This window comes from Streptomyces sp. CA189 (assembly GCF_056428985.1).
Genome location: NZ_JBWJVM010000028.1, coordinates 51,211 through 76,176, shown reverse-complemented (window position 1 = coordinate 76,176; position 24,966 = coordinate 51,211). Strand labels below are relative to the sequence as shown.

Annotated in this window: 25 protein-coding genes and 1 pseudogene; 18 read left to right on the top strand and 8 right to left on the bottom strand. The window is 71.8% G+C overall.

Features of this window, described 5'->3' with window-relative positions; translation table 11 throughout:
• Positions 1-268: 268 nt before the first annotated feature.
• Positions 269-1,357: a ribosome small subunit-dependent GTPase A gene (gene rsgA, locus AC061S_RS21635; RefSeq protein ID WP_478687595.1), complete on the bottom strand. Its 1,089-nt coding sequence runs from the start codon at positions 1,355-1,357 to the stop codon at positions 269-271.
• A 379-nt stretch (positions 1,358-1,736) separates the two neighbouring features.
• Here rsgA and AC061S_RS21630 point away from each other — a divergent pair, with 379 nt between their 5' ends.
• A complete protein-coding gene (locus tag AC061S_RS21630; RefSeq protein WP_478687594.1) occupies positions 1,737-2,546 on the top strand; it encodes a TetR family transcriptional regulator in 810 nt (269 codons plus the stop codon).
• Between the two features lie 60 nt (positions 2,547-2,606).
• Here the strand turns inward: AC061S_RS21630 and AC061S_RS21625 are convergent.
• Positions 2,607-3,837 (bottom strand): annotated as a pseudogene (locus AC061S_RS21625) (RNA-guided endonuclease InsQ/TnpB family protein).
• Positions 3,838-4,086: 249 nt separating this feature from the next.
• Here AC061S_RS21625 and AC061S_RS21620 point away from each other — a divergent pair.
• Positions 4,087-4,506, top strand: coding sequence for a VOC family protein (locus AC061S_RS21620; protein WP_478687593.1), 420 nt, complete (start codon positions 4,087-4,089; stop codon positions 4,504-4,506).
• On the opposite strand, the gene AC061S_RS21615 is transcribed toward AC061S_RS21620, so the two are convergent.
• Positions 4,419-5,222, bottom strand: a complete 804-nt coding sequence (locus tag AC061S_RS21615) for a helix-turn-helix domain-containing protein (protein ID WP_478687609.1) — start codon at positions 5,220-5,222, stop codon at positions 4,419-4,421. The two genes, AC061S_RS21620 and AC061S_RS21615, sit on opposite strands and share 88 nt — an antisense overlap.
• A 43-nt stretch (positions 5,223-5,265) precedes the next feature.
• Positions 5,266-6,390 (bottom strand): YihY/virulence factor BrkB family protein, encoded by a 1,125-nt coding sequence (locus tag AC061S_RS21610; protein WP_478687592.1) that lies wholly within the window; start codon positions 6,388-6,390, stop codon positions 5,266-5,268.
• A gap of 17 nt (positions 6,391-6,407) precedes the next feature.
• Between AC061S_RS21610 and AC061S_RS21605 the strand changes: the two genes are divergently transcribed.
• The 14 genes from AC061S_RS21605 (at position 6,408) to AC061S_RS21540 (ending at position 20,181) form a co-directional block, all read left to right on the top strand.
• Entirely contained in the window at positions 6,408-8,063 is a 1,656-nt protein-coding gene (locus AC061S_RS21605; protein WP_478687591.1) for an acyl-CoA dehydrogenase family protein, read from the top strand.
• Positions 8,064-8,459: 396 nt separating this feature from the next.
• Positions 8,460-9,725 (top strand): GAF domain-containing protein, encoded by a 1,266-nt coding sequence (locus AC061S_RS21600; protein WP_478687608.1) that lies wholly within the window; start codon positions 8,460-8,462, stop codon positions 9,723-9,725.
• A 5-nt stretch (positions 9,726-9,730) separates the two neighbouring features.
• On the top strand, positions 9,731-10,294 hold the full coding sequence (locus AC061S_RS21595; protein ID WP_478687590.1) for a GNAT family N-acetyltransferase: 564 nt from the start codon (positions 9,731-9,733) through the stop codon (positions 10,292-10,294).
• Between the two features lie 183 nt (positions 10,295-10,477).
• Entirely contained in the window at positions 10,478-10,633 is a 156-nt protein-coding gene (locus AC061S_RS21590; RefSeq protein WP_351382296.1) for a putative leader peptide, read from the top strand.
• A 207-nt stretch (positions 10,634-10,840) separates the two neighbouring features.
• On the top strand, positions 10,841-12,550 hold the full coding sequence (locus AC061S_RS21585; protein ID WP_478687589.1) for a nitrite/sulfite reductase: 1,710 nt from the start codon (positions 10,841-10,843) through the stop codon (positions 12,548-12,550).
• Positions 12,551-12,578: 28 nt separating this feature from the next.
• A complete protein-coding gene (locus AC061S_RS21580; RefSeq protein ID WP_214956597.1) occupies positions 12,579-12,758 on the top strand; it encodes a DpnI domain-containing protein in 180 nt (59 codons plus the stop codon).
• Positions 12,755-13,483, top strand: coding sequence for a phosphoadenylyl-sulfate reductase (locus tag AC061S_RS21575; RefSeq protein ID WP_478687588.1), 729 nt, complete (start codon positions 12,755-12,757; stop codon positions 13,481-13,483). The genes AC061S_RS21580 and AC061S_RS21575 overlap by 4 nt, the downstream gene beginning before the upstream one ends.
• 53 nt (positions 13,484-13,536) lie before the next feature.
• Positions 13,537-14,082, top strand: coding sequence for an adenylyl-sulfate kinase (gene cysC, locus AC061S_RS21570; protein ID WP_267752919.1), 546 nt, complete (start codon positions 13,537-13,539; stop codon positions 14,080-14,082).
• Positions 14,079-15,017, top strand: a complete 939-nt coding sequence (cysD, locus tag AC061S_RS21565) for a sulfate adenylyltransferase subunit CysD (protein WP_266903609.1) — start codon at positions 14,079-14,081, stop codon at positions 15,015-15,017. Before cysC ends, cysD begins: the two co-directional genes overlap by 4 nt.
• A gap of 2 nt (positions 15,018-15,019) precedes the next feature.
• Entirely contained in the window at positions 15,020-16,360 is a 1,341-nt protein-coding gene (locus tag AC061S_RS21560) for a sulfate adenylyltransferase subunit 1 (protein ID WP_478687587.1), read from the top strand.
• Positions 16,361-16,574: 214 nt separating this feature from the next.
• A complete protein-coding gene (locus AC061S_RS21555; RefSeq protein WP_478687586.1) occupies positions 16,575-17,702 on the top strand; it encodes an aliphatic sulfonate ABC transporter substrate-binding protein in 1,128 nt (375 codons plus the stop codon).
• 34 nt (positions 17,703-17,736) lie between these two features.
• Positions 17,737-18,531 carry an ABC transporter ATP-binding protein gene (locus tag AC061S_RS21550; RefSeq protein WP_478687585.1) on the top strand — a complete coding sequence of 265 codons (795 nt, stop codon included), beginning with the start codon at positions 17,737-17,739 and terminating at the stop codon, positions 18,529-18,531.
• Positions 18,518-19,402: an ABC transporter permease gene (locus AC061S_RS21545; RefSeq protein ID WP_478687584.1), complete on the top strand. Its 885-nt coding sequence runs from the start codon at positions 18,518-18,520 to the stop codon at positions 19,400-19,402. The genes AC061S_RS21550 and AC061S_RS21545 overlap by 14 nt, the downstream gene beginning before the upstream one ends.
• A gap of 5 nt (positions 19,403-19,407) precedes the next feature.
• A complete protein-coding gene (locus tag AC061S_RS21540; protein ID WP_478687583.1) occupies positions 19,408-20,181 on the top strand; it encodes a sirohydrochlorin chelatase in 774 nt (257 codons plus the stop codon).
• A gap of 249 nt (positions 20,182-20,430) precedes the next feature.
• On the opposite strand, the gene AC061S_RS21535 is transcribed toward AC061S_RS21540, so the two are convergent.
• Positions 20,431-21,435 carry a ketopantoate reductase family protein gene (locus tag AC061S_RS21535; protein WP_478687582.1) on the bottom strand — a complete coding sequence of 335 codons (1,005 nt, stop codon included), beginning with the start codon at positions 21,433-21,435 and terminating at the stop codon, positions 20,431-20,433.
• Positions 21,436-21,479: 44 nt separating this feature from the next.
• On the opposite strand from AC061S_RS21535, the gene AC061S_RS21530 reads away from it, so the two are divergent.
• A complete protein-coding gene (locus AC061S_RS21530) occupies positions 21,480-22,337 on the top strand; it encodes an aldo/keto reductase (protein WP_478687581.1) in 858 nt (285 codons plus the stop codon).
• Positions 22,338-22,358: 21 nt separating this feature from the next.
• On the opposite strand, the gene AC061S_RS21525 is transcribed toward AC061S_RS21530, so the two are convergent.
• Both AC061S_RS21525 and AC061S_RS21520 read right to left on the bottom strand, forming a co-directional pair.
• Positions 22,359-22,793 carry a hypothetical protein gene (locus AC061S_RS21525; RefSeq protein WP_478687580.1) on the bottom strand — a complete coding sequence of 145 codons (435 nt, stop codon included), beginning with the start codon at positions 22,791-22,793 and terminating at the stop codon, positions 22,359-22,361.
• Between the two features lie 116 nt (positions 22,794-22,909).
• Positions 22,910-23,809 carry an alpha/beta hydrolase gene (locus AC061S_RS21520; RefSeq protein WP_478687579.1) on the bottom strand — a complete coding sequence of 300 codons (900 nt, stop codon included), beginning with the start codon at positions 23,807-23,809 and terminating at the stop codon, positions 22,910-22,912.
• Between the two features lie 80 nt (positions 23,810-23,889).
• On the opposite strand from AC061S_RS21520, the gene AC061S_RS21515 reads away from it, so the two are divergent.
• A complete protein-coding gene (locus AC061S_RS21515) occupies positions 23,890-24,342 on the top strand; it encodes a MarR family winged helix-turn-helix transcriptional regulator (protein ID WP_478687578.1) in 453 nt (150 codons plus the stop codon).
• A gap of 28 nt (positions 24,343-24,370) precedes the next feature.
• Here the strand turns inward: AC061S_RS21515 and AC061S_RS21510 are convergent, their stop codons facing one another.
• The gene (locus tag AC061S_RS21510) at positions 24,371-24,943 is read right to left on the bottom strand and encodes a DUF1697 domain-containing protein (protein WP_478687577.1); all 573 of its coding nucleotides are present in this window, start codon (positions 24,941-24,943) and stop codon (positions 24,371-24,373) included.
• Between the last annotated feature and the right edge of the window lie 23 nt (positions 24,944-24,966).

Sequence of the window (24,966 nt, the reverse complement as noted above, 5' to 3'; positions counted from 1 at the left end):
TTGTCAGGGGGGCGGAGCCCCAGGACGGGTCCGGGCAGCGCCCGGGGAAGGAGCGGAGGGCGGGTAATGGACCTCGCCCCGCACAGCGGCACACCCGCCCCGGGGCCGGGTGGTGGGCCAGCCCCGCGGCGGGTCCGGGCCCGAGCGGAGTACCGGCCCGGACCCGGGGCTGGGAGTCGGCCCGGACCCCGGGGCTTGGAGCGGCCCTGGAGCGGGCCGGGGCGCGACCCCGGAGTGGGGCGGGGCCCAGCCCCGGTCCGGGCTGCGGTCAGGCCCGACCGGTCCGCTTCGCGGAATAGTTCGCGCGGCCCTCCGCCGAGCGGAGCCTCCAGTCGCGCTTGATCTCCTGGCGGAGCCGCGCGTCGGTCTTCGCGACGATCCGCTGGTTCTCCCGCAGCAGCTTGCGGTAGCTGTCCAGCCGCCGCTCCGCCAGCTCCCCGGAGGCCACCGCGGCCCGCACCGCGCACCCCGGCTCCGCCTCGTGCGCGCAGTCGTGGAAGCGGCACCGCTCCGCGTACTCCTCGATCTCCGAGAAGACCTGCCCGACGCCCGCCTCCGCGTCGAAGAGCCCGACGCCCCGCAGCCCGGGGGTGTCGATCAGCACGCCGCCGCCCGGCAGCGCGAGCAGGTTGCGCGTCGTGGTGGTGTGGCGGCCCTTGCCGTCGACGTCGCGCGCCGCCTGGACCTCCATCACTTCCTCCCCCAACAGCGCGTTGGCCAGCGTGGACTTGCCCGCGCCGGAGATCCCGAGGAGCACGCTCGTACCGCCCCCGACCACCGCGGCGAGCACGTCCGTGCCCTCCCCGGTCATCGAGGACACCGTGAGGACCGCGACCCCGGGGGCCGTCGCCTCCACGTCCTCGACGAGGTGTCCGAGGGTGACCGGGTCCGGGACCAGGTCCGCCTTGGTCAGGACCACGAGCGGCTGCGCCCCCGATTCCCAGGCGAGCGCGAGGAACCGCTCGATGCGGCCGAGGTCCAGTTCGACGGCCAGTGACACCGCGATGATCGCGTGGTCGACGTTCGCGGCGAGGATCTGCCCCTCGGACCGCTGGGAGGAGGTGGACCGTACAAAGGCGGTCCGGCGCGGCAGGTACGTCTTCACGTAGCGCGGGTTGCCGTGCGCCTCCAACACCGCCCAGTCGCCGGTGCAGATGACCCTGAGCGGGTCGTGCGGGGTGACGAAGGCGGTGTCGGCGCGGACGATGCCGTCCGCCGTCATGACATCGCACTGGCCGCGGTCGACCCGGACGACCCGGCCGGGCAGGAGGCCCTGATCCGCGTGCGGGGCGAACTCGGCCGCCCACGCCTCGTCCCAGCCGTAGGGGGCCAGGGGGTGCGGAAGCCCGGAGGGCATGGAGGAAGGAGAAGCGGAGAAAGCGGGGAGAGACAAGGGAAACCCTTCACAGGGTGGCCCCGGCGGTGCGCGCCGCTACCGGGCGCGAGAAAGGTGAGAGGTCAGCCGGAGACCACAGAAGTGACATTGATGGTCTTCTGAGTGCGGGCAACGCCCTGCGCCATGACAGTCATCAATGAACTCACCTCCGGGCCTGCGTACGTACTGACGAGCGGTCCCGCACCGGTCTCGGCGGGAACGTCCCCACCGTAACAAGCGCCCTCAGGCCCGCGCCACTTCTTTTACGGACGGCCGCAAGCCAGGTCTCGAACTTACCGCCGGTCAGGGCGGACCGAAGAAATCCCCGGTCAAATCGGTTACGGAGACTAAGCTGTTCTTCATGGAGACCAGCGGAACCGCAGATTCTGAGACGATTTACGAGACGGCTCCCGATACCCGGCGGCGGATCCTGCGGGTCTCCACGGAGTTGTTCGGCGTCCACGGGTTCCACGAGACCTCGCTGCGGGAGATCGCCGAACGGGTGGGCGTCTCGAAGCCGGCGGTGCTCTACCACTTCCCCGGCAAGGCCGACATCCTCGGCGCCCTCGTGGAGCCGATGCTCCGCGATCTGGGGGCCGCGCTGGCCCGCGCCGCGGCATCCGGTGCGGACCGGGCCCGGTGGGCCGCCATCGAGGGGGTGCTCGACGTCTGGCTGGAGCACCGCCACCTGCTCCGCCTGAACCTCCAGGACATGGCCCTGGCCACCCCCGGCCCGGCCCTCGCCCGCCTGCGCGACGCCATGCTCCGGGCCAATTTCCTGGTCGCGGGGCCGAATCCCGGGTTCGCGGAGCGGGTGCGGGCCGCCCAGGCCGTCGCGATGCTCGCCGACCCGGTGGTGCTCTTCGCCGACGCCGACGCCCCCGTCCCGGCCCTGCGCGAGGCCGTCCTGGACGGCGTACGGCGCCTGCTCGACGGCCCGCACGGACCACAGGGGCCGAACGGCCCGGCCGGCCCGGACGGCCCCGCCGGGCCGGCCCGGCCCGTGCCGGGGGGACGGCGCGGGCGGCCCGCCGCCATGAGCCCGGCCATGATCGAGGCCGCCCGCCGGATGCACGCGGCGGGCAGCGGGGCCACCGCGATCGCCGCCGCCCTCGGCGTCTCCCGGGCCACGGTCTACCGGCACCTGCCCCAGGAGGAGGACTCCGATTGACTGCTCCCCTCCCTGAAGGGAGGGGATTGCCTCCTTCGGGGTTGAGCGGGGATTCCTAGCTCACGCTGCCTGGCCAGGCTGCGCCTGGTCAGGTCTTCCACGATCAGCACTAGCAGGGCACAGACCAGCCCTGACGAGCATCACGCGTGCGGAATTCTTGTCCCGGGACAACACGGTTCCGCAAGCGGTGCAGGTGTAGGTGCGCATTCCCAGCGGCAGTGCGTGCTTGGCTCTCGCTCCGCAGTGCGCGCAGTCCATCGTAGTGTGCGCGGGGTGTACCAGGTGCACGGTCCGGCCGTGCTTGCGGCCCATCTCGATCAGGGCCGCCTTCGTGGCACCGACAGCGGCGTCAGCGGCTTTCTTGGCCATGGTGGACTTGGCGAGGAACTTCGGCTTGAAGTCCTCGACCGCGAGGGCGTCGTGGTCGCGGACCACGACCTTGGCCCACTTGCGAGCGGTGTCCTGCCGCTGCCGGGCCACCTTCTTGTGCAGGCGGGCGGCCTGTTTCTGCGCGGCCCGGTAGCCCTTCGTCTGGGCCTTGCCCCTGGGCTGTCGGCGGCGGGCCATCTGCCGCTGGTAGTGCGCCAGCTTCGCGGCAGCCTTTCGGCCGTGCTCGGCGTGGTGAAGGTCGTGGTCGTCGCAGGTGGTGGTCGCGGTCTCCTTCACACCCCAGTCGATGCCGATCACTGCGCCGGTTGCGGGAAGCGGCTCGACTTCGGCCGGGACGACGAACGAGCAATACCAGTGCCCGACACTGTCGCGGTACACGCGCACACTGGACGGATAAGCCGGAAGATCCCGAGACCACACGACCGTCAGCACGATCCCGCCCGCCAGGTGCAGACGTCCGTCCTTGAGCCGAAACCCACGCCGGGTGTAGTTGAGCGTGGGCAGCGCCTCGCGCTTCTTCTTCGGACGGGGCATCCCGGCCCTCTGCCGGACCGGCAGCTTCGCCTTGATGTCCTTCTGCGCCTTCGCCCGGGACTTGGCGAAGTCCCGGATGGATCTGCTGCTGCGGAACGCTCGCCCCTTCACGCAGCCATGCCATCCCCGCGCGGGCCTCGGTCAGCATCCTGTCCAACTGCGCCGGACCACACGCCTTCTGGTCGGCGCCGTCGGGGCGCGTCATGTTCCGCTGGTGGGCCTGGCGGGACTTGGCCACGGACTCGTTCCAGATCCACCGGCACCGCCCCCACTCCCCTTCCAGTGCGGCACCGGCGGTGGACGACACACGCAGCCGGTAGGTGTACCGGGCGTGCCCGGACCCCTCATCGGCGATCAGCGCTGTCATCATGGCCAACAACCTAACCACCACCACTGACAACGGAAGAAAACCACAGGTCACAGCAGATACGCTGAGAACTCCGCCGCTCCGCGGCGCCACCCCAAGGACCATTGCTCCCCGGCCTGAAGTCCGGGACCTCCTGGGAGAATTCAGGTGACCGGCCCGGGTGGCCTCCCACGGGCCCGGCCTCACCCCGGCCCGCCGGTGTCCGATTCGTTCAAGACCGGCCGGGCCGGGCCTGCCTACGGTGAGGTCATGACTCCCCGACTCGACATGATCGGCATCATCGTCTCCGACATGGCCGCATCGCTCGCCTTCTACCGCCGCCTCGGCATCGACGTGCCCGCCGAGGCCGACTCCCAGCCGCACGTCGAAGCCGTCCTGCCGGGCGGGCAGCGGATCGGCTGGGACACGGAGGAGGTCATCCGCTCCTTCGACCCGTCCTGGACCCGCCCCACGAGCGACGGCCGGGTGGGGCTCGCCTTCCTGTGCGACTCCCCCGCCGAGGTGGACTCGCTGTACGCGGAGCTGACGGAGGCCGGAAACACGGGCCACCTGAAGCCCTGGGACGCCTTCTGGGGACAGCGCTACGCCGTCGTCCTCGATCCGGACGGCTCCGGGATCTCCCTCTTCGCACCGGCGGAACCGTCGGCGGCCCCCGGCCCCGCCGCGTAGGCACCCGGCGTGGTCCCCGCCAGGGCGCGCGCCTCGCGGGTGTAGTGCGCCTGGTCGGCGTACCCGGCGGCGGCCGCCACAGCCGCCTGCGGCAGCCCGCGCCGGGTCAGCGCGAGGGCCCGCTGGAGGCGCAGGATCCGCCCCAGGGTCCGGGGCCCGTAGCCGAAGGCGTCGAGGGAGCGCCGGTGCAGCTGCCGCTCCCCCAGGCCCACCGCCCCCGCCACGGCGGCCACGCCCTGCCCGGCCCGCAGCCGGGCCGCCACCTCCGTGACGAGGGGATCCGGGGTGCCGCCGTCGGCCGAGCGGAGCCGGGCCAGCTCCTCCAGTCCCGCGCGGGGATCCCCGTACGCGGCCACGAGCGCGGTGCGGCGCCGCACCTCGGCGGCGGGCCACAGGTCGGCCAGCTCGACCCGCCGGTCTCGCAGCTCGCGGGCCGGTACGCCGAGCAGCGCGGGCGCCGTGCCGGGGGCCAGCCGGATCCCGGCGAAGCCGGAGCCCGGGACCTCTCCGGCGGGGTGCGCGACGGTGTCGGGTCCGGCCACCAGGAGCCGCCCGTCCACCCACAGCAGGTCCATGCACCCGTCGGGCAGCACCAGGTCGGCGCCGGCCCCGCCGGCCCGCCAGAGCACCGCTCCGGCGACCGTACGGGACGGCCGCTCCTCGTACCGTTCCTCGTACTGTGCCTCGTACCGTTCCTCGTGCCCCGCGCCGGGCACGGCGTCCGCGCGATCCGCCACGGACACCACGCTACGGCGGCGGTCAGTGCTTGCGCAGGCGGGAGTGGTAGTCCTCCGGGGGCAGGAACTTCGACCAGCGCTCCGGGAACTCCGAGGGCATGCCCGCGTCCTCGTCGCCCTCGTCGTCCTCCGACTCCCCCTCGGCCAGGGCCCGCCAGGCCGCGGCGCGGGCGACGAGCTGGGCGGCCTCCGCCTCGCGGACCCGTTCGTTCGCCTCGCGGGCCGCCGCGGTGGCCACCGAGGGCCAGACCCGGTCGATCGCGGCGTTGACGGCGGCCCCGACGAGGACGGCGAAGGCCGAGATGCCGATCCACAGCAGGATCGCCACGGGGGCGGCCAGCGATCCGTAGATGGTCGGGCCCTCCACCGTGTTGGTGAGGTAGATCCGCAGCAGGAACGAGCCGAGCACCCACATGGCCAGGGCGACCAGCGCGCCGGGCACGTCCTCGATCCAGGGCGAGCGGACCGGGACGGAGACGTGGTAGAGCGTGGTCAGGAAGGCGATGGAGAGCAGCGTGACGACGGGCCAGTACAGGACCGCGATCACCTCGGTGCTCCAGGGCACCAGCCGCACCACCGCGTCCGGGCCGACCACCATCAGCGGCAGCACGATGGCGCCGATCAGCAGGGCGGCGATGTAGAGGACGAAGGCGAGCAGCCGGGTCTTGACGATGCCGCGGTGTCCGTCGAGCCCGTACATGACGGTGATGGTGTCGATGAAGACGTTGACGGCGCGCGAGCCCGACCAGAGGGCGAAGGCGAACCCGAGGGAGATGAGGTCGGGCCGGCCTCGGCCGGTGACGTCGTCGAGCATCGGTTTGGCGATGTCGTTGACGCCCCGGTCGGAGAGCACGGTGCCGACCGCCCGCAGGATGTTCTCCTCGATGCTCGCGACGGTCGTACCGCCCGACCAGCCGTCCACGTAGCCGAGGAGGCCCAGCAGCCCCAGGAAGAGCGGGGGCAGCGAGAGCAGGGTGAAGAAGGCCGCCTCGGCGGCGAGTCCGAGGATCCGGTACTCGATGCACGAGTTCACGGTGTCTTTGAGCAGCAGCCACGCCATCTTGCGCTTGGAGACGTTGCGGTAGAGGGCGCGGGCCCGGTGGAGGCGTCCCGGAATCCGCTCAGGTGTTTCTTTCGCGTGCTGCACGTCCTTACGGTATCGGCATGGCAGCCACCACCCACACAGTGAGCAATCAGGCCCCGCCCCTCGTGGGCCACGACGTCTACGGCAGCGACCAGGTCTTGAGCGAGGGGGTGGAACGGCACCTCGCGGACGCCGCTCCCGAACTCGCGGCGGAGGTAAGGGAAGAGCTCACGGATCTCGGGCGTGCGGCCGGGTCCCGGCAGGCACAGGACTGGGGGACGCAGGCGAACGAGAACCCGCCGAAGCTGCGGACGCACGACCGTTACGGCAACCGGATCGACGAGGTGGAGTTCCATCCCTCGTGGCACCGGCTGCTCGGGCAGGCGGTGGGGGCCGGGCTCACCGATGCGTGGGGGCGGCCGGCGGGGCATCTGCGGCGGGCGGCGGGGTTCTTCGTGTGGTCGCAGGCGGAGGCGGGGCACGGGTGCCCGGTCTCGATGACGCACGCGGCGGTACCGGCGCTGCGGACCGATCCGGAGCTGGCGGCCGAATGGGAGCCGCGGCTGACCTCGCACGTGTACGAGGAGGGCCTGCGGCCGGCCGGGCAGAAGGCCGGGGTGCTCTTCGGGATGGGCATGACGGAGAAGCAGGGCGGCAGCGACGTCCGGGCGAACACGACGGCGGCGGTGCCGCTGGACGCCTCGGGCGAGTACCTGCTGACGGGGCACAAGTGGTTCTGTTCGGCGCCGATGTGCGACGGGTTCCTCGTACTGGCGCAGGCGCCGGGCGGGCTGACCTGCTTCCTGGTGCCGCGGGTGCTGCCGGACGGGACGCGGAACGTCTTCGCGATCCAGCGGCTGAAGGACAAGCTGGGCAACCGGTCGAACGCGTCGAGCGAGGTGGAGTTCGACGGGACGTGGGCGCGGCGGGTGGGCGAGGAGGGCCGGGGGGTGCGGACCATCATCGAGATGGTCGCGGCGACCCGGCTGGACTGCGTGATCGGTTCGGCCTCGTTGATGCGGCAGGCGCTGACGCAGGCCGCTCACCATACGGAGCACCGCTCTGCTTTCGGAGCACCGCTCATCGACCAGCCGCTGATGCGCAACGTGCTCGCCGACCTCGCCCTGGAGTCGGAGGCGGCCACCACCCTCACGCTCCGCCTCGCGGCCGCGTACGACGCGGTCCAGAGCACCGGCAACGAGCAGGAGCGGGCCTTCCTGCGCATCGCGGTGCCCGCCGCGAAGTACTGGGTGACCAAGCGCTGTACGCCGATGGTGGCGGAGGCGCTGGAGTGTCTGGGCGGCAACGGCTACGTCGAGGAGTCCGGGATGCCCCGGCTGCTGCGCGAGTCCCCGCTGAACTCCATCTGGGAGGGATCGGGCAACGTCCAGGCCCTCGACGTGCTGCGCGCCCTCCAACGCGAGCCGCAGGCGCTGAACGCCTTCCTCCAGGAGGTCGGTCTGGCGCGCGGCGCCGACCACCGGCTGGATTCGGCCATCAAGAACCTGCTGACCGAGCTCGCGGACCTGGAGGGCATCGAGGCGCGCGCCCGGCGGGTCGTGGAGCGGATGGCCTTGGTGCTGCAGGGATCCCTGCTGGTGCGCTGGGCTCCGCCGGAGGTGGCCGACGCCTTCTGCGCCTCGCGCCTGGGCGGCGACTGGGGCGCGGCCTTCGGCACGCTGCCGCACAGTCTGGATCTGGGCTCAGTGGTGGAACGGGCCCGGATCGCGGGCTGACGGAGGGCCCCAACCCTCCGGAAGCCAGGCTGATGCGGAGGGCCCCAACCCTCCGAAAAGCACTGTGGGCGGTATCCGGGCCCGTTGACCTGGATCAGGGATGGCGCCGCGCCGACTCGGCACCACCCCTGATCCGATAAGCCCCGAGGAAGGAGCTGTCACGTCGCTCGGCGACGTCCGTACAGTTTCGTTCGGCCGACCGGGACTTGGCGAGAGTTGCAAGACGTTGCAACCTTTGACTCGGAACCGCCCTTCGGGCGTACCGGTCCGCCCCCTGGAAGGGTGCGCGCACCGGACGGCCGACCGGGCGGGTGCCGTCGTACGTATGTTCCGCACGGGGAGGTTCCGGTGGCCCACACCACAGGCAGCGCGGTCGATGCGGCACGCATCTCGGCCATGGACGCGCGGCAGGCCGCGCGTCTGCTCAAGGGGGTACGGGCGGCCGCGCTCGCCGGGGACCGGCCGCCGGCCGCGCCGCGCCCGGAGATCGCCGAGTCCTGGCGCCGGATGATGGCGGGCGGGGTCCACCCGGACCGCGACAGCCGTTCGCGGATGCTGTCGGCCGCCGAGACCGAGGAGCGGCGCCAGACCTCTCCGCTACGGGAGCTGCTGCCCGTCCTGCGCGAAGGGCTGCTGCCCTCGCTGGACGAGGCCCTGCACATCATGGTCGTCGCCGACGCCGACGGGCGGCTGCTGTGGCGGGAGGGCCACTCCTCGATCCTGCGCAACGCGGACCGGCTCGGCTTCGGGGTGGGCGCCCACTGGGACGAGTCGGTGGTCGGCACCAACGGGGTGGGCACCGCCCTGGTGGCCCGCAGACCGGTCCAGGTGTTCTCCGCGGAGCACTTCGTCTCCAGCCACCACGACTGGACCTGTGCCGGAGCCCCCGTACGGGACCCGCGCGACGGCTCGCTGCTCGGGGTCCTCGACGTCAGCGGGCCGCTGGCCACCATGCACCCGGCGACCCTGGCGTGGGTGAGCTCGGTGGCCCGGCTCGCGGAGCGGGAGCTGCGGGTGCGGCACCTGGAGTCGCTGGAGCGGCTGCGGTCGGTGGCCGCCCCGCTGCTGGCCCGGATGCCGGGGCGGGCGCTGGCCGTGGACGGCAACGGGTGGACGGCGGCCGTCACGGGGCTCGCGCCGACGGAGCGGATCCCGCTGCCGAAGTCCTTCGGGCCCGGCCGGGTGTGGGTGCCGCAGCTCGGCGACTGCCTGGTGGAGCCGCTGCCGGGCGGCTGGCTGGTGAACGTCACGGAGGCCCGTACCGGCGCCGGGGCGGCCGCCCGCGTCGTCCTCGACCTCAGCCGGCCGGGGGCGTGGCGGGTCACCGTCTACGGGGCCGCCGGGAGCTGGTCGCAGGAGCTGAGCCCGCGCCACGCGGAGCTGCTGTTCCTGCTGGCGGAGTCCCCCCGGGGGCGCTCGGCGGCGGAGCTCGCGCAGGAACTGTTCGGGGACCCGACGCGCACGGTGACGGTCCGCGCGGAGATCTCCCGGGTGCGCCGCAACCTGGGCGGCGTGCTGGCCCACCGCCCGTACCGCTTCGCGCACGACGTGGAGGTGGAGCTGATCCGCCCCGCGAACCCGGCCGCGCTGCTGCCGCACTCCACGGCGCCGGCGGTGATCAGCGCCCGGCTGGGCCTGACCGGGACCGGCATGATTCCCTGACGTGCATGAGCACCATCACACTGACCACCTGGTCCCTGGAAATGACCTCACCGTCCGACCTGGTCGCGGCGGCCGTGCCGGGCCCGGAGATCCGGATCGTCCGGTCGGAGGTCCCGTCCCCCGAGTTCAGCCGGTTCCTCTACGCCTCGGTGGGCGGCGACATCCACTGGACGGACCGGCTGTCGCTGACCCGCGCGCAGTGGGTGGAGCAGCTGGGCCGTCCCGGCGTGGAGACGTGGGTGGCGTACGACCGGGGCACCCCGGCGGGGTACGTGGAACTCGACCCGCAGCCCGACGGTGTGGTGGAGATCATGTACTTCGGCCTGATCCCCGACTTCCGGGGGCGGCGCATCGGCGGCCACCTGCTGACCGTGGGCATCGAGCGGGCCTGGTCCCTGGCCGAGCGCTGGCCGGAGCTGGCCCCGACGCGGCGCGTCTGGCTGCACACGTGCAGTGAGGACGGGCCGACGGCGATGGCGAACTACCAGCGGCGCGGCTTCAAGGTCTTCAAGGAGGAGACCGAGGAGAAGGTGCCGGCCCCGACCCCCGGCCCCTGGCCCGGCGCGTAGCCGCGCCTCAAACGCCGGCGGGGCTGGAATATCCAGCCCCGCCGGCGTTTGAGGCGATCTTTCAGCCTCGCCGGCGTCTGAGGCGGGAACGGTGGAAGGGCGGGTAGGGGACAAGAGCCCGCGCAGCGGAACAGGTGGGGCTCCGGGGGCCCCTGAGGTGACCCTCGTCACCGGGATCTTGCGATGCGAGACGAGTTCGTCCGGATTGTGGACAGTAGTGGACTCCTCCAATCGCCCCATGCCACGCTTCCCCCCATGAACGGAGCTGGAATTGCCTTGGTGAGTCGGCGGCACGTCGACCTCGGCCGCATGTCCAGCGCCATCTGTCCGGCGCGCTGACGCACAGCACCGCCGCGACAGCGCCCCGCACCGACGTCGCCGCGGACGCGAACACACCGCCCGCCCTCGTCACCACCGCAGTCCCCTGTAGGCCGGTCGTCGCCCCAAAAGGGCGGCGAAACAGCCACATCCGCTCCACGCGCGCCAGGGGTCACGCCGCCGCTCCCCCTGCCCCTGCCTCGAGCCGCCGAAGAAGGACGTACCGCCATGGCCGCCACCCCCGATACGACCGCAGCCGCCGCACCCGCCGCCGCCGCGCGCCGCAAGACCGGCCGTCACCGCGGTGAGGGCCAGTGGGCCGTCGGACACCACACGCCCCTCAACGGCAACGAGCAGTTCAAGAAGGACGACGACGGTCTCAATGTGCGGGCGCGCATCGAGAACATCTACTCCAAGGCGGGCTTCGACTCGATCGACCCCAACGACCTGCGCGGCCGTATGCGCTGGTGGGGCCTCTACACCCAGCGCAAGCCCGGGATCGACGGCGGCAAGACCGCGATCCTGGAGCCGGAGGAGCTGGACGACAAGTACTTCATGCTGCGCGTCCGCATCGACGGCGGCCGGCTGACCACCGAGCAGCTGCGCGTCATCGGCGAGATCTCCGAGGAGTTCGCCCGCGGCACCGCCGACCTCACGGACCGGCAGAACGTGCAGTACCACTGGATCCGCATCGAGGACGTCCCGGAGATCTGGCGCCGTTTGGAGGCCGTCGGCCTCTCGACCACCGAGGCCTGCGGTGACACCCCCCGCGTGATCCTGGGCTCGCCCGTCGCCGGCATCGCGCTGGACGAGATCATCGACGGCACCCCCGCCATCGACGAGATCTACGCCCGCATCGTGGGCAACCCCGACTTCTCGAACCTCCCCCGCAAGTTCAAGTCCGCGATCTCCGGCTCGCCGCTGCTCGACGTGGCGCACGAGATCAACGACATCGCCTTCGTGGGCGTGAACCACCCCGAGCACGGCCCGGGCTTCGACGTCTGGGTCGGCGGCGGCCTCTCCACCAACCCGAAGCTGGGTGTGCGCCTGGGCACCTGGGTCTCGCTCGACGAGGTCCCGGACATCTACGAGGGCGTCATCTCGATCTTCCGCGACTACGGCTACCGCCGGCTGCGCACCCGCGCCCGCCTGAAGTTCCTCGTCGCCGACTGGGGCCCGGCCAAGTTCCGCCAGGTCCTCGAAGACGAGTACCTGAAGCGCAAGCTGACCGACGGCCCCGCGCCCGAGCAGCCCAGCGGCCAGTGGCGCGACCACGTCGGCGTGCACCAGCAGCAGGACGGCAAGTTCTACGTCGGCTTCGCGCCCCGCGTGGGCCGCGTCGACGGCGCCACCCTGACGAAGATCGCCGCCGTCGCCGAGCAGCACGGTTCCGGCCGGCTGCGCACCACCGCCGAGCAGAAGATGATCGTGCTCGACATCGAGGCGGGCCAGGTCGACTCGGTCGTCGCGGCCCTGGAGGCGCTCGACCTGCGGGTCAACCCGTCCCCGTTCCGCCGCGGCACGATGGCCTGCACCGGCATCGAGTTCTGCAAGCTGGCCATCGTCGAGACGAAGGCGCGCGGCGCCTCGCTGATCGACGAACTGGAGCGCCGCCTGCCGGAGTTCGCCGAGCCGCTCACCATCAACATCAACGGCTGCCCGAACGCCTGCGCCCGTATCCAGGTGGCGGACATCGGTCTCAAGGGCCAGCTGGTCCTGGACGACGAGGGCAACCAGGTCGAGGGCTACCAGGTCCACCTGGGCGGCGCGCTCGGACTGGAGGCCGGATTCGGCCGCAAGGTCCGCGGCCTCAAGGTCACCTCGGCCGGTCTGCCGGACTACGTCGAGCGGGTCGTCTCGCGCTTCGAGGACCAGCGCGAGGACGGCGAGCGCTTCGCGGCCTGGGTCACGCGTGCCAAGGACGAGGACTTGTCGTGAACGCAGTGAACGACACGAGGAGCACAGTGTGAGCGAGCGCGCCGCACCGTTCTACTGCCCGTACTGCGGCGACGAGGACCTGTTCCCGAACGAAACGGGTCACGGCGCCTGGGAATGCAGGGCCTGCAATCGAGCCTTCCAGCTGAAGTACCTCGGGCTGCTGGCCCGGGGTGTTCAGTCCAATGACGCTGGAGGGGACGAGATATGACCACGATTCAGGACGCAGATCTCAAGGCGGGCGAGTTCAAGACCGGCGGCCTCAAGGCGCTGGCCGAGCAGGCGGGCCGGGACCTCGAGGACGCCTCCCCGCTGGAGATCCTCACCTGGGCGGCCGAGACCTTCGGCAAGAAGTTCGCCGTGACCTCCTCCATGGAGGACGCGGTCGTCGCCCACCTCGCCTCCCGCGCCTTCCCCGGCGTGGACGTGGTCTTCCTCGACACGGGCTACCACTTCGAGGAGACCAACGGCACCCGTGACGCGGTCGAGGCCGTGATGGACGTCAACGTCATCACGCTCACCCCGCGCCAGAGCGTCGCCGAGCAGGACGCCGAGTACGGCCCGAAGCTGCACGACCGCGACCCCGACCTGTGCTGCGCACTGCGCAAGGTCAAGCCGCTCGAAGAGGGCCTGACCGCGTACGACGCCTGGGCGACGGGCCTGCGCCGCGACGAGTCCCCGACCCGGGCGAACACCCCGGTGGTCGGCTGGGACGAGAAGCGGCAGAAGGTCAAGGTCTCGCCGATCGCCCGCTGGACGCAGGACGACGTGGACGCGTACGTCCTGGAGCACGGGGTGCTCACCAACCCGCTGCTGATGGACGGTTACGCCTCCGTCGGCTGCGCCCCCTGCACCCGCCGGGTGGCGGAGGGCGAGGACGCCCGAGCCGGCCGCTGGGCCGGGCGCGGCAAGACCGAGTGCGGACTGCACGGCTGATGACGACCACCGGCAAGACCGACGCACGTACAGAACCGACGGAGACGAACCAGATGAGCGTGAGCGACCAGGGCGCCACCGTGTGGCTGACCGGGCTGCCGAGCGCGGGCAAGACCACCATCGCCTACGCGCTGGCCGACCGGCTGCGCGCCGAGGGCCACCGCGTGGAGGTCCTCGACGGCGACGAGATCCGCGAGTTCCTCTCCGCCGGTCTCGGCTTCAGCCGCGAGGACCGCCACACCAACGTGCAGCGGATCGGCTTCGTCGCCGAACTCCTCGCGTCCAACGGCGTCAAGGCGCTCGTCCCGGTGATCGCGCCGTTCGCGGACAGCCGTGAGGCCGTCCGCAAGCGGCACGCCGCCGAGGGCACCTCGTACCTGGAGGTCCACGTGGCCACCCCGGTCGAGGTCTGCTCCGAGCGAGACGTGAAGGGCCTGTACGCCAAGCAGGCGGCGGGCGAGATCTCCGGTCTGACCGGGGTCGACGACCCGTACGAGGCCCCGGAGTCCCCGGACCTCCGTATCGAGTCGCACACGCAGTCCGTACAGGAGTCGGCTTCGGCCCTGCACGCACTGCTCACCGAGAGGGGTCTGGCATGACCGCCACCGTCGCACACGTCCACGAAGGGACGGACGCGCCCTACGCGCTGTCGCACCTCGACGCCCTCGAATCGGAGGCCGTGCACATCTTCCGCGAGGTGGCGGGCGAGTTCGAGAAGCCGGTGATCCTCTTCTCCGGCGGCAAGGACTCCATCGTCATGCTGCACCTGGCGCTGAAGGCGTTCGCGCCCGCGCCGGTGCCGTTCACCCTGCTGCACGTGGACACCGGCCACAACTTCCCCGAGGTCCTGGACTACCGTGACCGCGCGGTCGCCAAGCACGGCCTGCGCCTGCACGTGGCCTCCGTCCAGGAGTACATCGACGCCGGCAAGCTCCGCGAGCGCCCCGACGGCGTCCGCAACCCGCTGCAGACCGTCCCCCTCACGGAGGCGATCCAGCAGCTGAAGTTCGACGCCGTCTTCGGCGGCGGCCGCCGCGACGAGGAGAAGGCCCGCGCCAAGGAGCGCGTCTTCTCCCTGCGCGACGAGTTCTCCCAGTGGGACCCGCGCCGCCAGCGCCCCGAGCTGTGGCAGCTCTACAACGGCCGCCACGCGCCGGGCGAGCACGTGCGCGTCTTCCCGCTGTCCAACTGGACCGAGCTGGACGTGTGGCAGTACATCGCCCGCGAGAAGATCGAACTGCCGGAGATCTACTTCGCCCACGAGCGCGAGGTCTTCAAGCGCAACGGCATGTGGCTGACGGCCGGCGAGTGGGGCGGCGCCAAGGGCGACGAGACCACCGAGACCCGTCTGATCCGCTACCGCACCGTCGGTGACATGTCCTGCACCGGTGCCGTCGACTCCGACGCCACCACGCTGGACGCCGTGATCACCGAAATCGCCGCCTCCCGGCTCACCGAGCGGGGCGCGACCCGCGCCGACGACAAGCTGTCCGAGGCCGCGATGGAAGACCGCAAGCGCGAAGGGTACTTCTAGAAATGACCTCCACCACCGAGCAGTTCGCCGATCTCTCGGCGACCACGCTGCTGCGCTTCGCGACCGCGGGCTCCGTCGACGACGGCAAGTCCACCCTGGTCGGCCGCCTCCTGCACGACTCCAAGTCGGTCCTCACGGACCAGCTGGAAGCCGTGGAGCGGGTCTCGGCCAGCCGCGGTCAGGACGTTCCCGACCTGGCGCTGCTCACCGACGGCCTGCGGGCCGAGCGGGAGCAGGGCATCACCATCGACGTGGCCTACCGCTACTTCGCGACCGCCCGCCGCCGGTTCATCCTGGCCGACACCCCCGGGCACGTGCAGTACACCCGGAACATGGTCACCGGCGCCTCCACCGCCGACCTGGCCGTGGTGCTGGTCGACGCCCGCAACGGCGTGATCGAGCAGACCCGCCGGCACGCCGCCGTCGCGGCCCTCCTGCGGGTCCCGCACGTGGTCCTCGCCGTCAACAAGATGGACCTGGTGGGCTACGAGGAGGCCGTCTTCGCGAAGATCGCCGAGGAGTTCACCGCGTACGCCACGGGCCTCGGCGTCCCGGAGATCACCGCGATCCCGATCTCCGCCCTGGCCGGCGACAACGTGGTCGAGCCCTCCGCGAACATGGACTGGTACGGCGGCCCCACGGTGCTGGAGCACCTGGAGACCGTCCCGGTCAGCCACGACCTCACCGCCTGCCCGGCGCGTTTCCCGGTGCAGTACGTGATCCGTCCGCAGACCGCCGAGCACCCGGACTACCGGGGCTACGCGGGCCAGATCGCCTCCGGCGTGCTGCGGGTCGGCGAGGCCGTCACCGTCCTGCCGTCGGGCCGCACCTCGGTCATCGAGGGCATCGACGCGCTCGGCGAGAGCGTCGACATCGCGTGGGCCCCGCAGTCGGTGACCCTGCGTCTGAAGGACGACATCGACATCTCGCGCGGCGACCTGATCGCGCCGTCGTCGAGCTCCCCCGCCACCACGCAGGACGTCGTGGCGACGGTCTGCCACGTGGCGGACCAGCCCCTCGCCGTGGGTGCCCGGGTGCTGATCAAGCACACGACGCGCACGGTGAAGGCAATCGTCAAGGAGATTCCCTCGCGGCTGACCCTGGACGACCTGTCCCAGCACCCGAACCCCGGGCAGCTGGTGGCCAACGACATCGGCCGAGTCGTCGTCCGTACCGCCGAGCCGCTCGCGCTCGACACGTACGCCGACTCGCGCCGCACCGGGTCCTTCCTGCTGATCGACCCGGCGGACGGCACGACCCTGGCGGCCGGCATGGTCGGCGAATCCTTCGCCTCGACCGCCGAGACCACCATCCAGGCTGATGAGGAAGGGTGGGACTTCTGATCATGCTTGCCGATATCTACTCCACCTTCGCGAAGGAGGGCGGCCGCGTAGGCAGCGGCTCCCTCGGCAGCGGCCAGGGAGGCGTGGGGCGATGTGCGTGATGACGTACGCGCACCGCATGCGCGCCCACACCCCCCACGAGCCGTACCTGCCCTTGCTCAGCAAACGAAGACGTCCGTCATGAGATGACGACGTCACGAGAGGAAGTCCTCCCGTGCCTGCCACCGGTTTCACCCGTAACACTCTTCGCCGCGGCGTCGTCGCCGCCACCGCCCTGCCGCTGCTGATCGGCGCACTCGCCTCGTGCGGCTACGGATCGCAGGCCGAGGCCGAGGACAAGAAGGCCAACGTCGCGGACACCGCCGGCAAGAAGCTGTCGGCCTCCGAGGTCCGCATCGGCTACTTCCCGAACCTGACGCACGCCACCGCGCTGGTCGGCCTCCAGGAAGGCCTGATCGCCAAGGAGCTCGGCGCCACCACGATCAAGCCCCAGGCCTTCAACGCCGGCCCGTCCGAGATCGAAGCCCTCAACGGCGGCTCTCTCGACATCGGTTTCATCGGCCCCTCGCCGTCGATCAACGCCTACGTGAAGTCCAAGGGCTCCAACCTGCGGATCATCTCCGGCTCCGCCTCCGGCGGCGTCAAGCTGGTCGTGAACCCGGCGAAGATCAAGACCCTGGACGACCTCAAGGGCAAGAAGATCGCCACCCCGCAGAAGGGGAACACGCAGGACGTCGCGTTCCTCAACTGGATCGCCGAGAAGGGCTGGAAGGTCGACCCGGAGTCCGGCAAGGGTGACGTCTCCGTCGTCCGCACGGACAACAAGGTCACCCCGGACGCCTTCAAGTCGGGCTCGATCGACGGCGCCTGGGTGCCGGAGCCCACGGCCTCCAAGCTCGTCTCCGACGGCGGCGCCGTCCTCCTCGACGAGACCGCCCTGTGGCCCGACAAGAAGTTCGTGATCACGAACATCATCGTGTCGCAGAAGTTCCTCAAGGAGCACCCGGACGTGGTCGAGGCCGTGCTCAAGGGCACGGTGAAGACCAACGAGTGGATCAACGCCAACCCGGACAAGGCGAAGGGCTCCGCGAACGCGAAGCTGGCGGCGGAGGGCGGCAAGCCGCTCGACGCGAAGGTCATCGACCCGGCGTGGCCGAGCATCCTGGTCACCGACGACCCGCTGGCCGAGACCCTGAAGGCGCAGGCCGAAGACGCGGTCAAGGCGAAGCTCATCGAGCAGCCCGAGCTGGCCGGCATCTACGACCTGACGCTCCTGAACAAGGTGCTCAAGGCGGCCGGCAAGCCCGAGGTCTCCGACGCCGGTCTCGGCGTCACCAAGTAACCCCGTAATCCAGCAACCCCAGGAGGTGACGACCATGGCCACCACGCTTGCCAAGGCTGCCGAGGGCACCGTAGCGGAGCAGACGCACGCCGCACGCATCGAGCACGTTTCGAAGTCCTTCTCCGGCCCGGCCGGATCGCAGCTCGTCCTGGACGACATCAGCCTCGATGTCGCTCCCGGAGAGTTCGTCACCATCCTGGGTGCCTCGGGGTGTGGAAAGTCCACCCTGCTCAACCTGGTCGCAGGCCTGGACAAGCCGTCCGCGGGGTCCATCGAGACCCCCGGCGGCCGTCCGTCGCTCATGTTCCAGGAGCACGCCCTCTTCCCGTGGCTCACCGCGGGCAAGAACATCGAACTCGCCCTGCGCCTGCGCGGGGTGGCCAAGGCCGAGCGCCGTCCGGAGGCCGAGCGGCTGCTGGAGCTGGTCCGGCTCTCCGGCTCGTACGGCAAGCGGGTCCACGAACTGTCCGGCGGCATGCGCCAGCGCGTGGCCCTGGCCCGGGCGCTCGCCCAGGACAGCAGGCTCCTGCTGATGGACGAGCCCTTCGCGGCGCTCGACGCCATCACCCGCGACGTGCTCCACGGCGAGCTCACCCGCATCTGGGCCGAGACCGGCCTGTCCGTCCTCTTCGTCACGCACAACGTCCGCGAGGCCGTACGGCTCGCGCAGCGTGTGGTCCTGCTGTCCTCGCGCCCCGGCCGGGTCGCCAAGGAGTGGACCGTGGGCATCCCGCAGCCGCGCCGCATCGAGGACGCGGACGTCGCGGAGCTGTCCCTTGAGATCACTGAACACCTGCGTGGGGAGATCCGCCGCCATGGCCAGCACTGAAACGAAGGCGAAGACGGACGACCTCGCGGGCCTGGAGGCCGGCCTCGACGCGCTCGATGCCGTCCAGACCCACCGCACCCCGGTCCGCGAGGTCTTCCTCAAGAAGGTCCTGCCGCCGGTCATCGCCGTCGGCCTGGTCCTCCTCGTCTGGCAGATCCTCGTCGCGGCGAAGGTCACCGACGAGACCAAGCTCCCCGCCCTGTCGTCCGTCTGGGACAGCCTGTCCGACATGTGGATGAAGGGCACCCTGCTGGAGGTCATCTGGACCTCCGTGTCGCGCGGTCTGCTCGGCTTCCTGCTGGCCCTGGCCATCGGCACCCCGCTCGGTCTGCTCGTCGCCCGGGTGAAGTTCGTCCGCGCCGCGATCGGCCCGATCCTGCAGGGTCTGCAGTCGCTGCCCTCGGTCGCCTGGGTGCCCCCGGCGGTGCTCTGGTTCGGGCTCAACGACGCGATGATGTACACCGTCATCCTGCTCGGCGCCGTCCCGTCGATCGCCAACGGCCTCGTCTCCGGCATCGACCAGATCCCGCCGCTGTTCCTGCGGGCCGGCCGCACCCTGGGCGCCACCGGCCTGCGCGGCGCCTGGCACGTGGTCATGCCGGCCGCGCTGCCCGGGTACCTGGCCGGCCTCAAGCAGGGCTGGGCCTTCTCCTGGCGCTCCCTGATGGCCGCCGAGATCATCGCCAGCTCCCCGGACCTGGGTCTGGGACTGGGCCAGCTCCTCGAAAACGGCCGCAACAACATCGACCTGCCGGGCGTGTTCCTCGCGATCATCCTGATCCTGGTCGTCGGCATCGCGATCGACCTGCTGATCTTCAGCCCCATCGAGCGGTGGGTGCTGCGCACCCGCGGCCTGCTGGTCAAGAGCTGATCAGCATGTCCGCGCACTCCACGCACTCCCCCGCCCTGCTGGTCATCGCCCACGGCAGCCGCGACCCGCGGCACGCGGCGACCGTGCACGCCCTCACCCGGCGGGTACGGGCGCTGCGTCCGGGGCTGCGCGTGGAGACCGCCTTCCTGGACTTCGACACCCCGACCGTCGACCAGGCGGTGGCCTCGCTCTACCTGTCGGGCGTACGCGAGATCGTGGCGCTCCCGCTGCTCCTGACACGGGCGTTCCACGCGAAGTCCGACATCCCGGCGGTGCTCGCCGGAGCCACGTCCCACCTGCCGGACCTCTCGGTCCGCATCGCGGATGTGCTCGGCCCGTCGCCGCTGCTGCTGGCGACCCTGGAGCGCCGGCTGTGGGAAGCCGGCCTCACCCCGGCGGACCGCGCCACCACCGGTGTGGTGCTCGCGTCCGCCGGTTCCTCGGACCCGGAGGCGATCGCAGTGATCGCTGAAACCGCGCGGGAGTGGCGGCACACCGGTTGGTGCGCCGTGCGGCCTGCGTTCGCCTCCGCTGTTCTCCCCCGGACGGAGGACGCCGTACGGGCGCTGCGCGCGGAGGGCGTCCGCCGGATCGCGGTGGCCCCCTACGTCATCGCCCCCGGGCGGCTCCCCGACCGCATCGCGGCGGGCGCCGAAGCCGCCGGCGCCGACGTGGTCTCCGCCGTCCTGGGCCCCTCCCCGGAACTGGCCCGCCTGCTGCTCCGCAGGTTCGAGGAGGCCCTCCGGTCCCCGGCCCGCGTCCCCGCCCTGGCGGCCTGACCCACCGCTGCGCGGAGCGGAGTCCCCTACCCTCCCCCAGACTCCGTCCGGGGGGACCCCCGGTTCCACCGTTCCCTGGGGCTCCGCCCCAGACCCCGCGCCTCAAACGCCGGCGAGGCTGAGATGTGCCGCTGCGCGGCATCTTTTCAGCCCGTCCGGCGTTTGAGGACCGGGTCCGGGCAGAGCCCGGGGAACGGGCGAGGGCGGGGAACGGGCGAGGGCGGGTAGGGGAAGGCCCCGCGCAGCGGCTCAGGTCCGCGCCACCGCCTCGTCGGCCAGGGCCGTCAGGTCCTCGACGGACATCGCCCCGGGCGGCAAGCCCTCCCGCGCGAAGATGTTCGCCGCGTGCCGCAGCGTGTCGTTGACCGGCGTCGCCACCCCGTGCAGCCGCCCCAGCAGCACGACCTCCCCGTTGAGATAGTCGGCTTCCACCGACCCCGTCCCCCGCGCCAGGCTCTGCCAGGACGACCCGCCCCGCACCACCCCGGCCGGCGCATCGACCTTGCCGTCGCGCGCCGCGGACTGCTCGGCCTCCGAAGCCCAGTCGAGTCCCGCGGCGGCGAAGGCGGCCTTCGCCTCACGCACGGCCCGCAGCAGCAGCGCCGCCTTCGCGGGCTCCGGCTCGGGTCCGGTCGTCGCCTGGATCGCGTTGCCCAGATTGCCCAGCAGCTTCGCGTACTTCCACCGCATCACGTCCTCGACGACCGGCGCCCCGAACCCGGCCTTCTCCAGGTCGGCCGCGATCCGCCGGGCCCGCCCGTCGGCGCCCCCGGCGGCCTTCCCGAGGTGCAGGATCCCGGTCAGCGGAGCACACATCGCGGAGACCACCCCGGGCTCCAGGAAGGTCGCCGGCAGCCACACGCAGACTGCGTACACGCGCGCGAAGCGCCGTAGGGCGAGGCGTTCGCTCTCCACCCCGTTCTGCGCGCACAGCACCGGCAGCCGCTGCGCGGCCGTGCCGCCGCCCGCGACCTCCGCGTGGGCCCACGCGTCGAGCGCGGCCTGCGCGTCCTGGGTCTTCACGGTCAGCAACAGCACGTCGTCGGGGCGCAGTTCACCCAGCTCGGCCGGGACCGTGACCACGGGAAGCCGGTGCACCCGCTCCCCGTCAGCCGTCGTGAGCCGCAGCCCGTTCGTCCGCAGGGCCTCCGCGTGCGGGCCGCGCGCGACGAGGACGACCTCGTTGCCGGATTCCGCGAGCCGTCCGCCGATGGTCGCGCCGATCGCTCCGGCGCCGATGATGATGTAACGCATGCCACGAGCCTGGCACATCGGCGGGCCTGCGTTACCGTCGGGCCATGTCTGTTGACGTGGATGAGATGTTCGCCCTCGGCGGGGACCTGCCGGTACGCCGCCTCGGACTCGGCACCGGCGGCCTGGTCGGCGCCGGTTACTGGGGCCCGCGCGCCGCCCGCCCCGCATCGGTCGCGCTGCTGCGCACCGCCGTCGCACGCGGGGTCACCCTGATCGACACCGCCGACAACTACGGCCCCCACCTGGCCGAGGAACTGGTAGCCGAGGCCCTCCACCCGTACGGGGAGCGGCTGGTGGTCTCCACCAAGGGCGGGGTGGTGCGCACCGGCCCGGACGAGTGGCACGCGGCGGGCCGCCCGGAGGACCTGCGCTCCATGTGCGAGGCGAGCCTGCGCAGGCTCCGGCTGGACCGGATCGACCTGTACCAGCTCCACCGCTTCGACCCGGCCGTCCCGCCGGCGGACCAGCTGGGCACGCTGGCCGAGCTCCGGGCGGAGGGAAAGATCCGCCACATCGGGCTGAACACGGTGACGGCGGACCAGCTCCGGGAGGCCCTGACCCTGGTCCCGGTGGCCTCGGTCCAGAACCCGTACAACCTGCTGGACCGCTCCTCGGCGGAACTCCTCGCCCTGTGCGAGGAGCGCGGCATCGCCTTCCTCCCGTACTACCCGCTGGGCAGCGGCGCCCTGACCCGCGAGAGCGCCGCCGCACTGACGGCGGTCGCCGCCGAACACGGCGCGTCCACCGGCCAGATCGCCCTGGCCTGGCTCCTCCAGCACTCCCCGGTCCTCTGCCCCACTCCGGGCACGGGCTCCCCGGACCACCTGTCGGAGAACCTGGACGCGGCCACGGTCCACCTGACCCCGCACGAGATGACCCTGCTGAACGGACTGGCGGACTAGGCCGATCCCGTCGGCTGCGGGTCAGTCCGGGGGACGGTCGGCGATGTGACGCTCGCAGATCGCCCGGTGCTCCGGGAAGCGCAGAGCGATCTCGGCGAGCCTCGCGAGCATCTCCGTGCGTGCGGGCAGGGGATAGCACTCGTGGTGCAGTGCGACGGCCAGCCGAACGGTGTCGTCCGCCTGCCGGACCCAATCGTCCAGAGTGAGCTTCATGGAGGCACCGTTGTCCGTCCCCGACCACGCTGCCACGTTCAGGAACACGATCGCCTGCTCTGCCGACGCCTGGCCGGCTTCCACTGCCTCGGCAACCATCTCGGCGACGTCGTCGCAACCGTGGGCATCGATCAAGTCGTCCACCCGGTCGAAGAGCTCGTCGGGGAAGTCGGCGTCGTCCTGATCCGACACCTGCACGGCACACAGCCGGTCAAGCGCCTCGCCCACCGCTGACGTCGTCATCAGGCCTCCTGTTGCCCGCCGCTCGGACGGACAGTAGCCGGGTCGGCCGCAGGGAGCCGCCCCCTTTGTGATGGCGCCCCGCGGTGATCCGAAAGGGACGGCCTACGGCCCCGTCGTCAGCTGCGGGCCAGGGCGTCGGTGATGAAGCGTGCGGCGCGGTCCAGGGCCGCTTCGGCCTCGTCCAGGAGGCCTTCGAAGGCCTGGAAGACGTGGGGGACGCCGGCGGTGACGTCGAGCTGGACGTCGACCCCGGCCGCGGCGGCCCGGGCGGCGAACCGGGTGGAGTCGTCCAGCAGGACCTCGTTGGAACCGGCCTGGAGCAGCAGCGGGGGCAGTCCGGTCGGGTCGGCGTGCAGGGCCGGGCTCAGCAGCGGCTGGTGGGGGTCCTGTCCGGCCAGGTAGTGGGCGAAGACGGTGGCCAGTTCGGCGCGGGTGAAGAGCGGGTCGGCGTCGTGCCTGGTGGTCATGCTGTCGCCCGAGAGGGTGGCGTCCAGGCCCGGGGAGAGGGCGACCGCGGCGGCCGGCATCGGCAGTCCGGCCTCGCGGGCGGCGAGCAGGGTGGTGATGCTCAGGCCGCCGCCGGCCGATTCCCCGGCCAGGACGATCCGCTCGGCCGCAACGCCCTGGTCCAGCAGGTCGCGGTAGGCGGCGAGGCCGTCCTCGACGGCAGCGGGGAAGGGGTGCTCGGGGGCGAGCCGGTAGTCGACCGAGACGGCGCGGACTCCGGTGCGGCGCACCAGTGCGGCGGCGAGTTGCAGGGCCGTGGCGGGTGAGCCGAAGACCCAGCCCCCGCCGTGGAAGTAGACGATCGTCCCGGCGGCGGGGCTGCCCTCGGGCTCGACGGTCAGGGCAGGACGCCCGCCGAGGACGGAGGGGGTGACGTTCACTCCGGCCGGGGCCGGGCCCGAGGTCATCTGGGTCTCGAAGTCCGTGCGCAGCCGCTGCGGCGGGAGGCTGCCGTCGAAGGGGGCCTGCCGCATCAGGGCGTCGATCGTCGCGCGCTGTGCCTTGCTCATGCGATCCTCCAGACGAAGTTCCGTTCTTCACCAGGAACTATATTCCTAGGAATAACATTCCCTAGCATCTGGAGCAGATTGTGACCGACCTCGCGCAGGTGTTCATGGACCTCGTCCGCTACGAGATCAGGCTCTACAACGCGCTGGGCGAACGACTGCGCACCGAACACGGCCTGACGATGGGCCAGTACGAGTTCCTGCGCATCATCGACGGCCGGGACGACTGCCGGGTCAACGACCTGGCCGAGGAGGCCGCCATCACCGTCGGGGCGACCAGCAAGGGGGTGGACCGGCTGGAGGCCGCCGGCTGGGTGGTCCGGCGACCCAACCCCAGCAACCGCCGCTCGTCCCTGCTGGAGCTGACTCCCGGGGGCGGCGAGCTGCTGGCCGCCGCCACGCCCACGTTCGAGGACGGGCTGCGCTCCTGGCTCGCCGGGCCGCTGACGGCCGGCTCGCTGGAGCAGCTGGCGTCCACCGTCGCCCTGCTGCGCAGGACGCTGGAGGACGCCGCGGCGGGAACTCCCGCCGGCTAGAACCGACGGCCGCGACCTGCGGGAACGCTCAGTCCCGCGTGAGCTCCACCAGTTTGGCGACCGTGTTCCAGTTGCGGGTGGTCACGTCCAGGCCCTTGACCACCGCCGGCTTGGCGAGGGCCTCGCCCAGCTTGGAGCGGCCGAGGCCGTTCGGGGCATAGAGGTAGATGACGCGGTCGCCCACCCGGTACTGCTCCGGGAGGAAGGCGGGGGCGTCGATCGCGGCGAAGCGGGACTCGGCGGGCTGCTCGGAGCAGAAGGTGGCGTGGACCTGTTTGCCTTCGAGGTCGGCGGCCGGGAAGGGGCAGGCGTCGGCGACGGCGCGCAGGTAGGCGCCGTCGACCACCAGGCAGGGGACGCGGAAGCCGAAGCGGGCTTCGATGGCGGCCTCCAGCTCGCGGGCGAGGGCGGTCGGGGCCTTGCCCGTCGCACTGGTGAAGACGGCGTTGCCGCTCTGGAGGTACGTCTGCGCGTCCTCGTGGCCGAGGCCGTCCAGGACCTGGCGCAGCTCGGCCATCGGGACCTTCTTGCTTCCGCCGACGTTGATGCCCCGGAGCAGCGCCGCGTACTTCGCCTTGGCCGCCTTGGTCGTCTTGGTCATGTCTGCACGATAGGGCTCCCCCC

What these genes read in the sequence shown, in the direction of transcription:
- AC061S_RS21630 (WP_478687594.1), top strand. Translation starts at nt 1,737, where the DNA reads ATGGAGACCAGCGGAACCGCAGATTCTGAGACGATTTACGAGACGGCT.
- AC061S_RS21525 (WP_478687580.1), bottom strand. Translation starts at nt 22,793, where the DNA reads ATGACGACGTCAGCGGTGGGCGAGGCGCTTGACCGGCTGTGTGCCGTG.
- AC061S_RS21550 (WP_478687585.1), top strand. Translation starts at nt 17,737, where the DNA reads ATGGCCACCACGCTTGCCAAGGCTGCCGAGGGCACCGTAGCGGAGCAG.
- cysD (WP_266903609.1), top strand. Translation starts at nt 14,079, where the DNA reads ATGACCGCCACCGTCGCACACGTCCACGAAGGGACGGACGCGCCCTAC.
- rsgA (WP_478687595.1), bottom strand. Translation starts at nt 1,357, where the DNA reads ATGCCCTCCGGGCTTCCGCACCCCCTGGCCCCCTACGGCTGGGACGAG.
- AC061S_RS21605 (WP_478687591.1), top strand. Translation starts at nt 6,408, where the DNA reads ATGGCAGCCACCACCCACACAGTGAGCAATCAGGCCCCGCCCCTCGTG.
- cysC (WP_267752919.1), top strand. Translation starts at nt 13,537, where the DNA reads ATGAGCGTGAGCGACCAGGGCGCCACCGTGTGGCTGACCGGGCTGCCG.
- AC061S_RS21520 (WP_478687579.1), bottom strand. Translation starts at nt 23,809, where the DNA reads ATGAGCAAGGCACAGCGCGCGACGATCGACGCCCTGATGCGGCAGGCC.
- AC061S_RS21540 (WP_478687583.1), top strand. Translation starts at nt 19,408, where the DNA reads ATGTCCGCGCACTCCACGCACTCCCCCGCCCTGCTGGTCATCGCCCAC.
- AC061S_RS21560 (WP_478687587.1), top strand. Translation starts at nt 15,020, where the DNA reads ATGACCTCCACCACCGAGCAGTTCGCCGATCTCTCGGCGACCACGCTG.
- AC061S_RS21535 (WP_478687582.1), bottom strand. Translation starts at nt 21,435, where the DNA reads ATGCGTTACATCATCATCGGCGCCGGAGCGATCGGCGCGACCATCGGC.
- AC061S_RS21595 (WP_478687590.1), top strand. Translation starts at nt 9,731, where the DNA reads ATGAGCACCATCACACTGACCACCTGGTCCCTGGAAATGACCTCACCG.
- AC061S_RS21600 (WP_478687608.1), top strand. Translation starts at nt 8,460, where the DNA reads ATGGACGCGCGGCAGGCCGCGCGTCTGCTCAAGGGGGTACGGGCGGCC.
- AC061S_RS21575 (WP_478687588.1), top strand. Translation starts at nt 12,755, where the DNA reads ATGACCACGATTCAGGACGCAGATCTCAAGGCGGGCGAGTTCAAGACC.
- AC061S_RS21620 (WP_478687593.1), top strand. Translation starts at nt 4,087, where the DNA reads ATGACTCCCCGACTCGACATGATCGGCATCATCGTCTCCGACATGGCC.
- AC061S_RS21585 (WP_478687589.1), top strand. Translation starts at nt 10,841, where the DNA reads ATGGCCGCCACCCCCGATACGACCGCAGCCGCCGCACCCGCCGCCGCC.
- AC061S_RS21510 (WP_478687577.1), bottom strand. Translation starts at nt 24,943, where the DNA reads ATGACCAAGACGACCAAGGCGGCCAAGGCGAAGTACGCGGCGCTGCTC.
- AC061S_RS21530 (WP_478687581.1), top strand. Translation starts at nt 21,480, where the DNA reads ATGTCTGTTGACGTGGATGAGATGTTCGCCCTCGGCGGGGACCTGCCG.
- AC061S_RS21590 (WP_351382296.1), top strand. Translation starts at nt 10,478, where the DNA reads ATGCGAGACGAGTTCGTCCGGATTGTGGACAGTAGTGGACTCCTCCAA.
- AC061S_RS21545 (WP_478687584.1), top strand. Translation starts at nt 18,518, where the DNA reads ATGGCCAGCACTGAAACGAAGGCGAAGACGGACGACCTCGCGGGCCTG.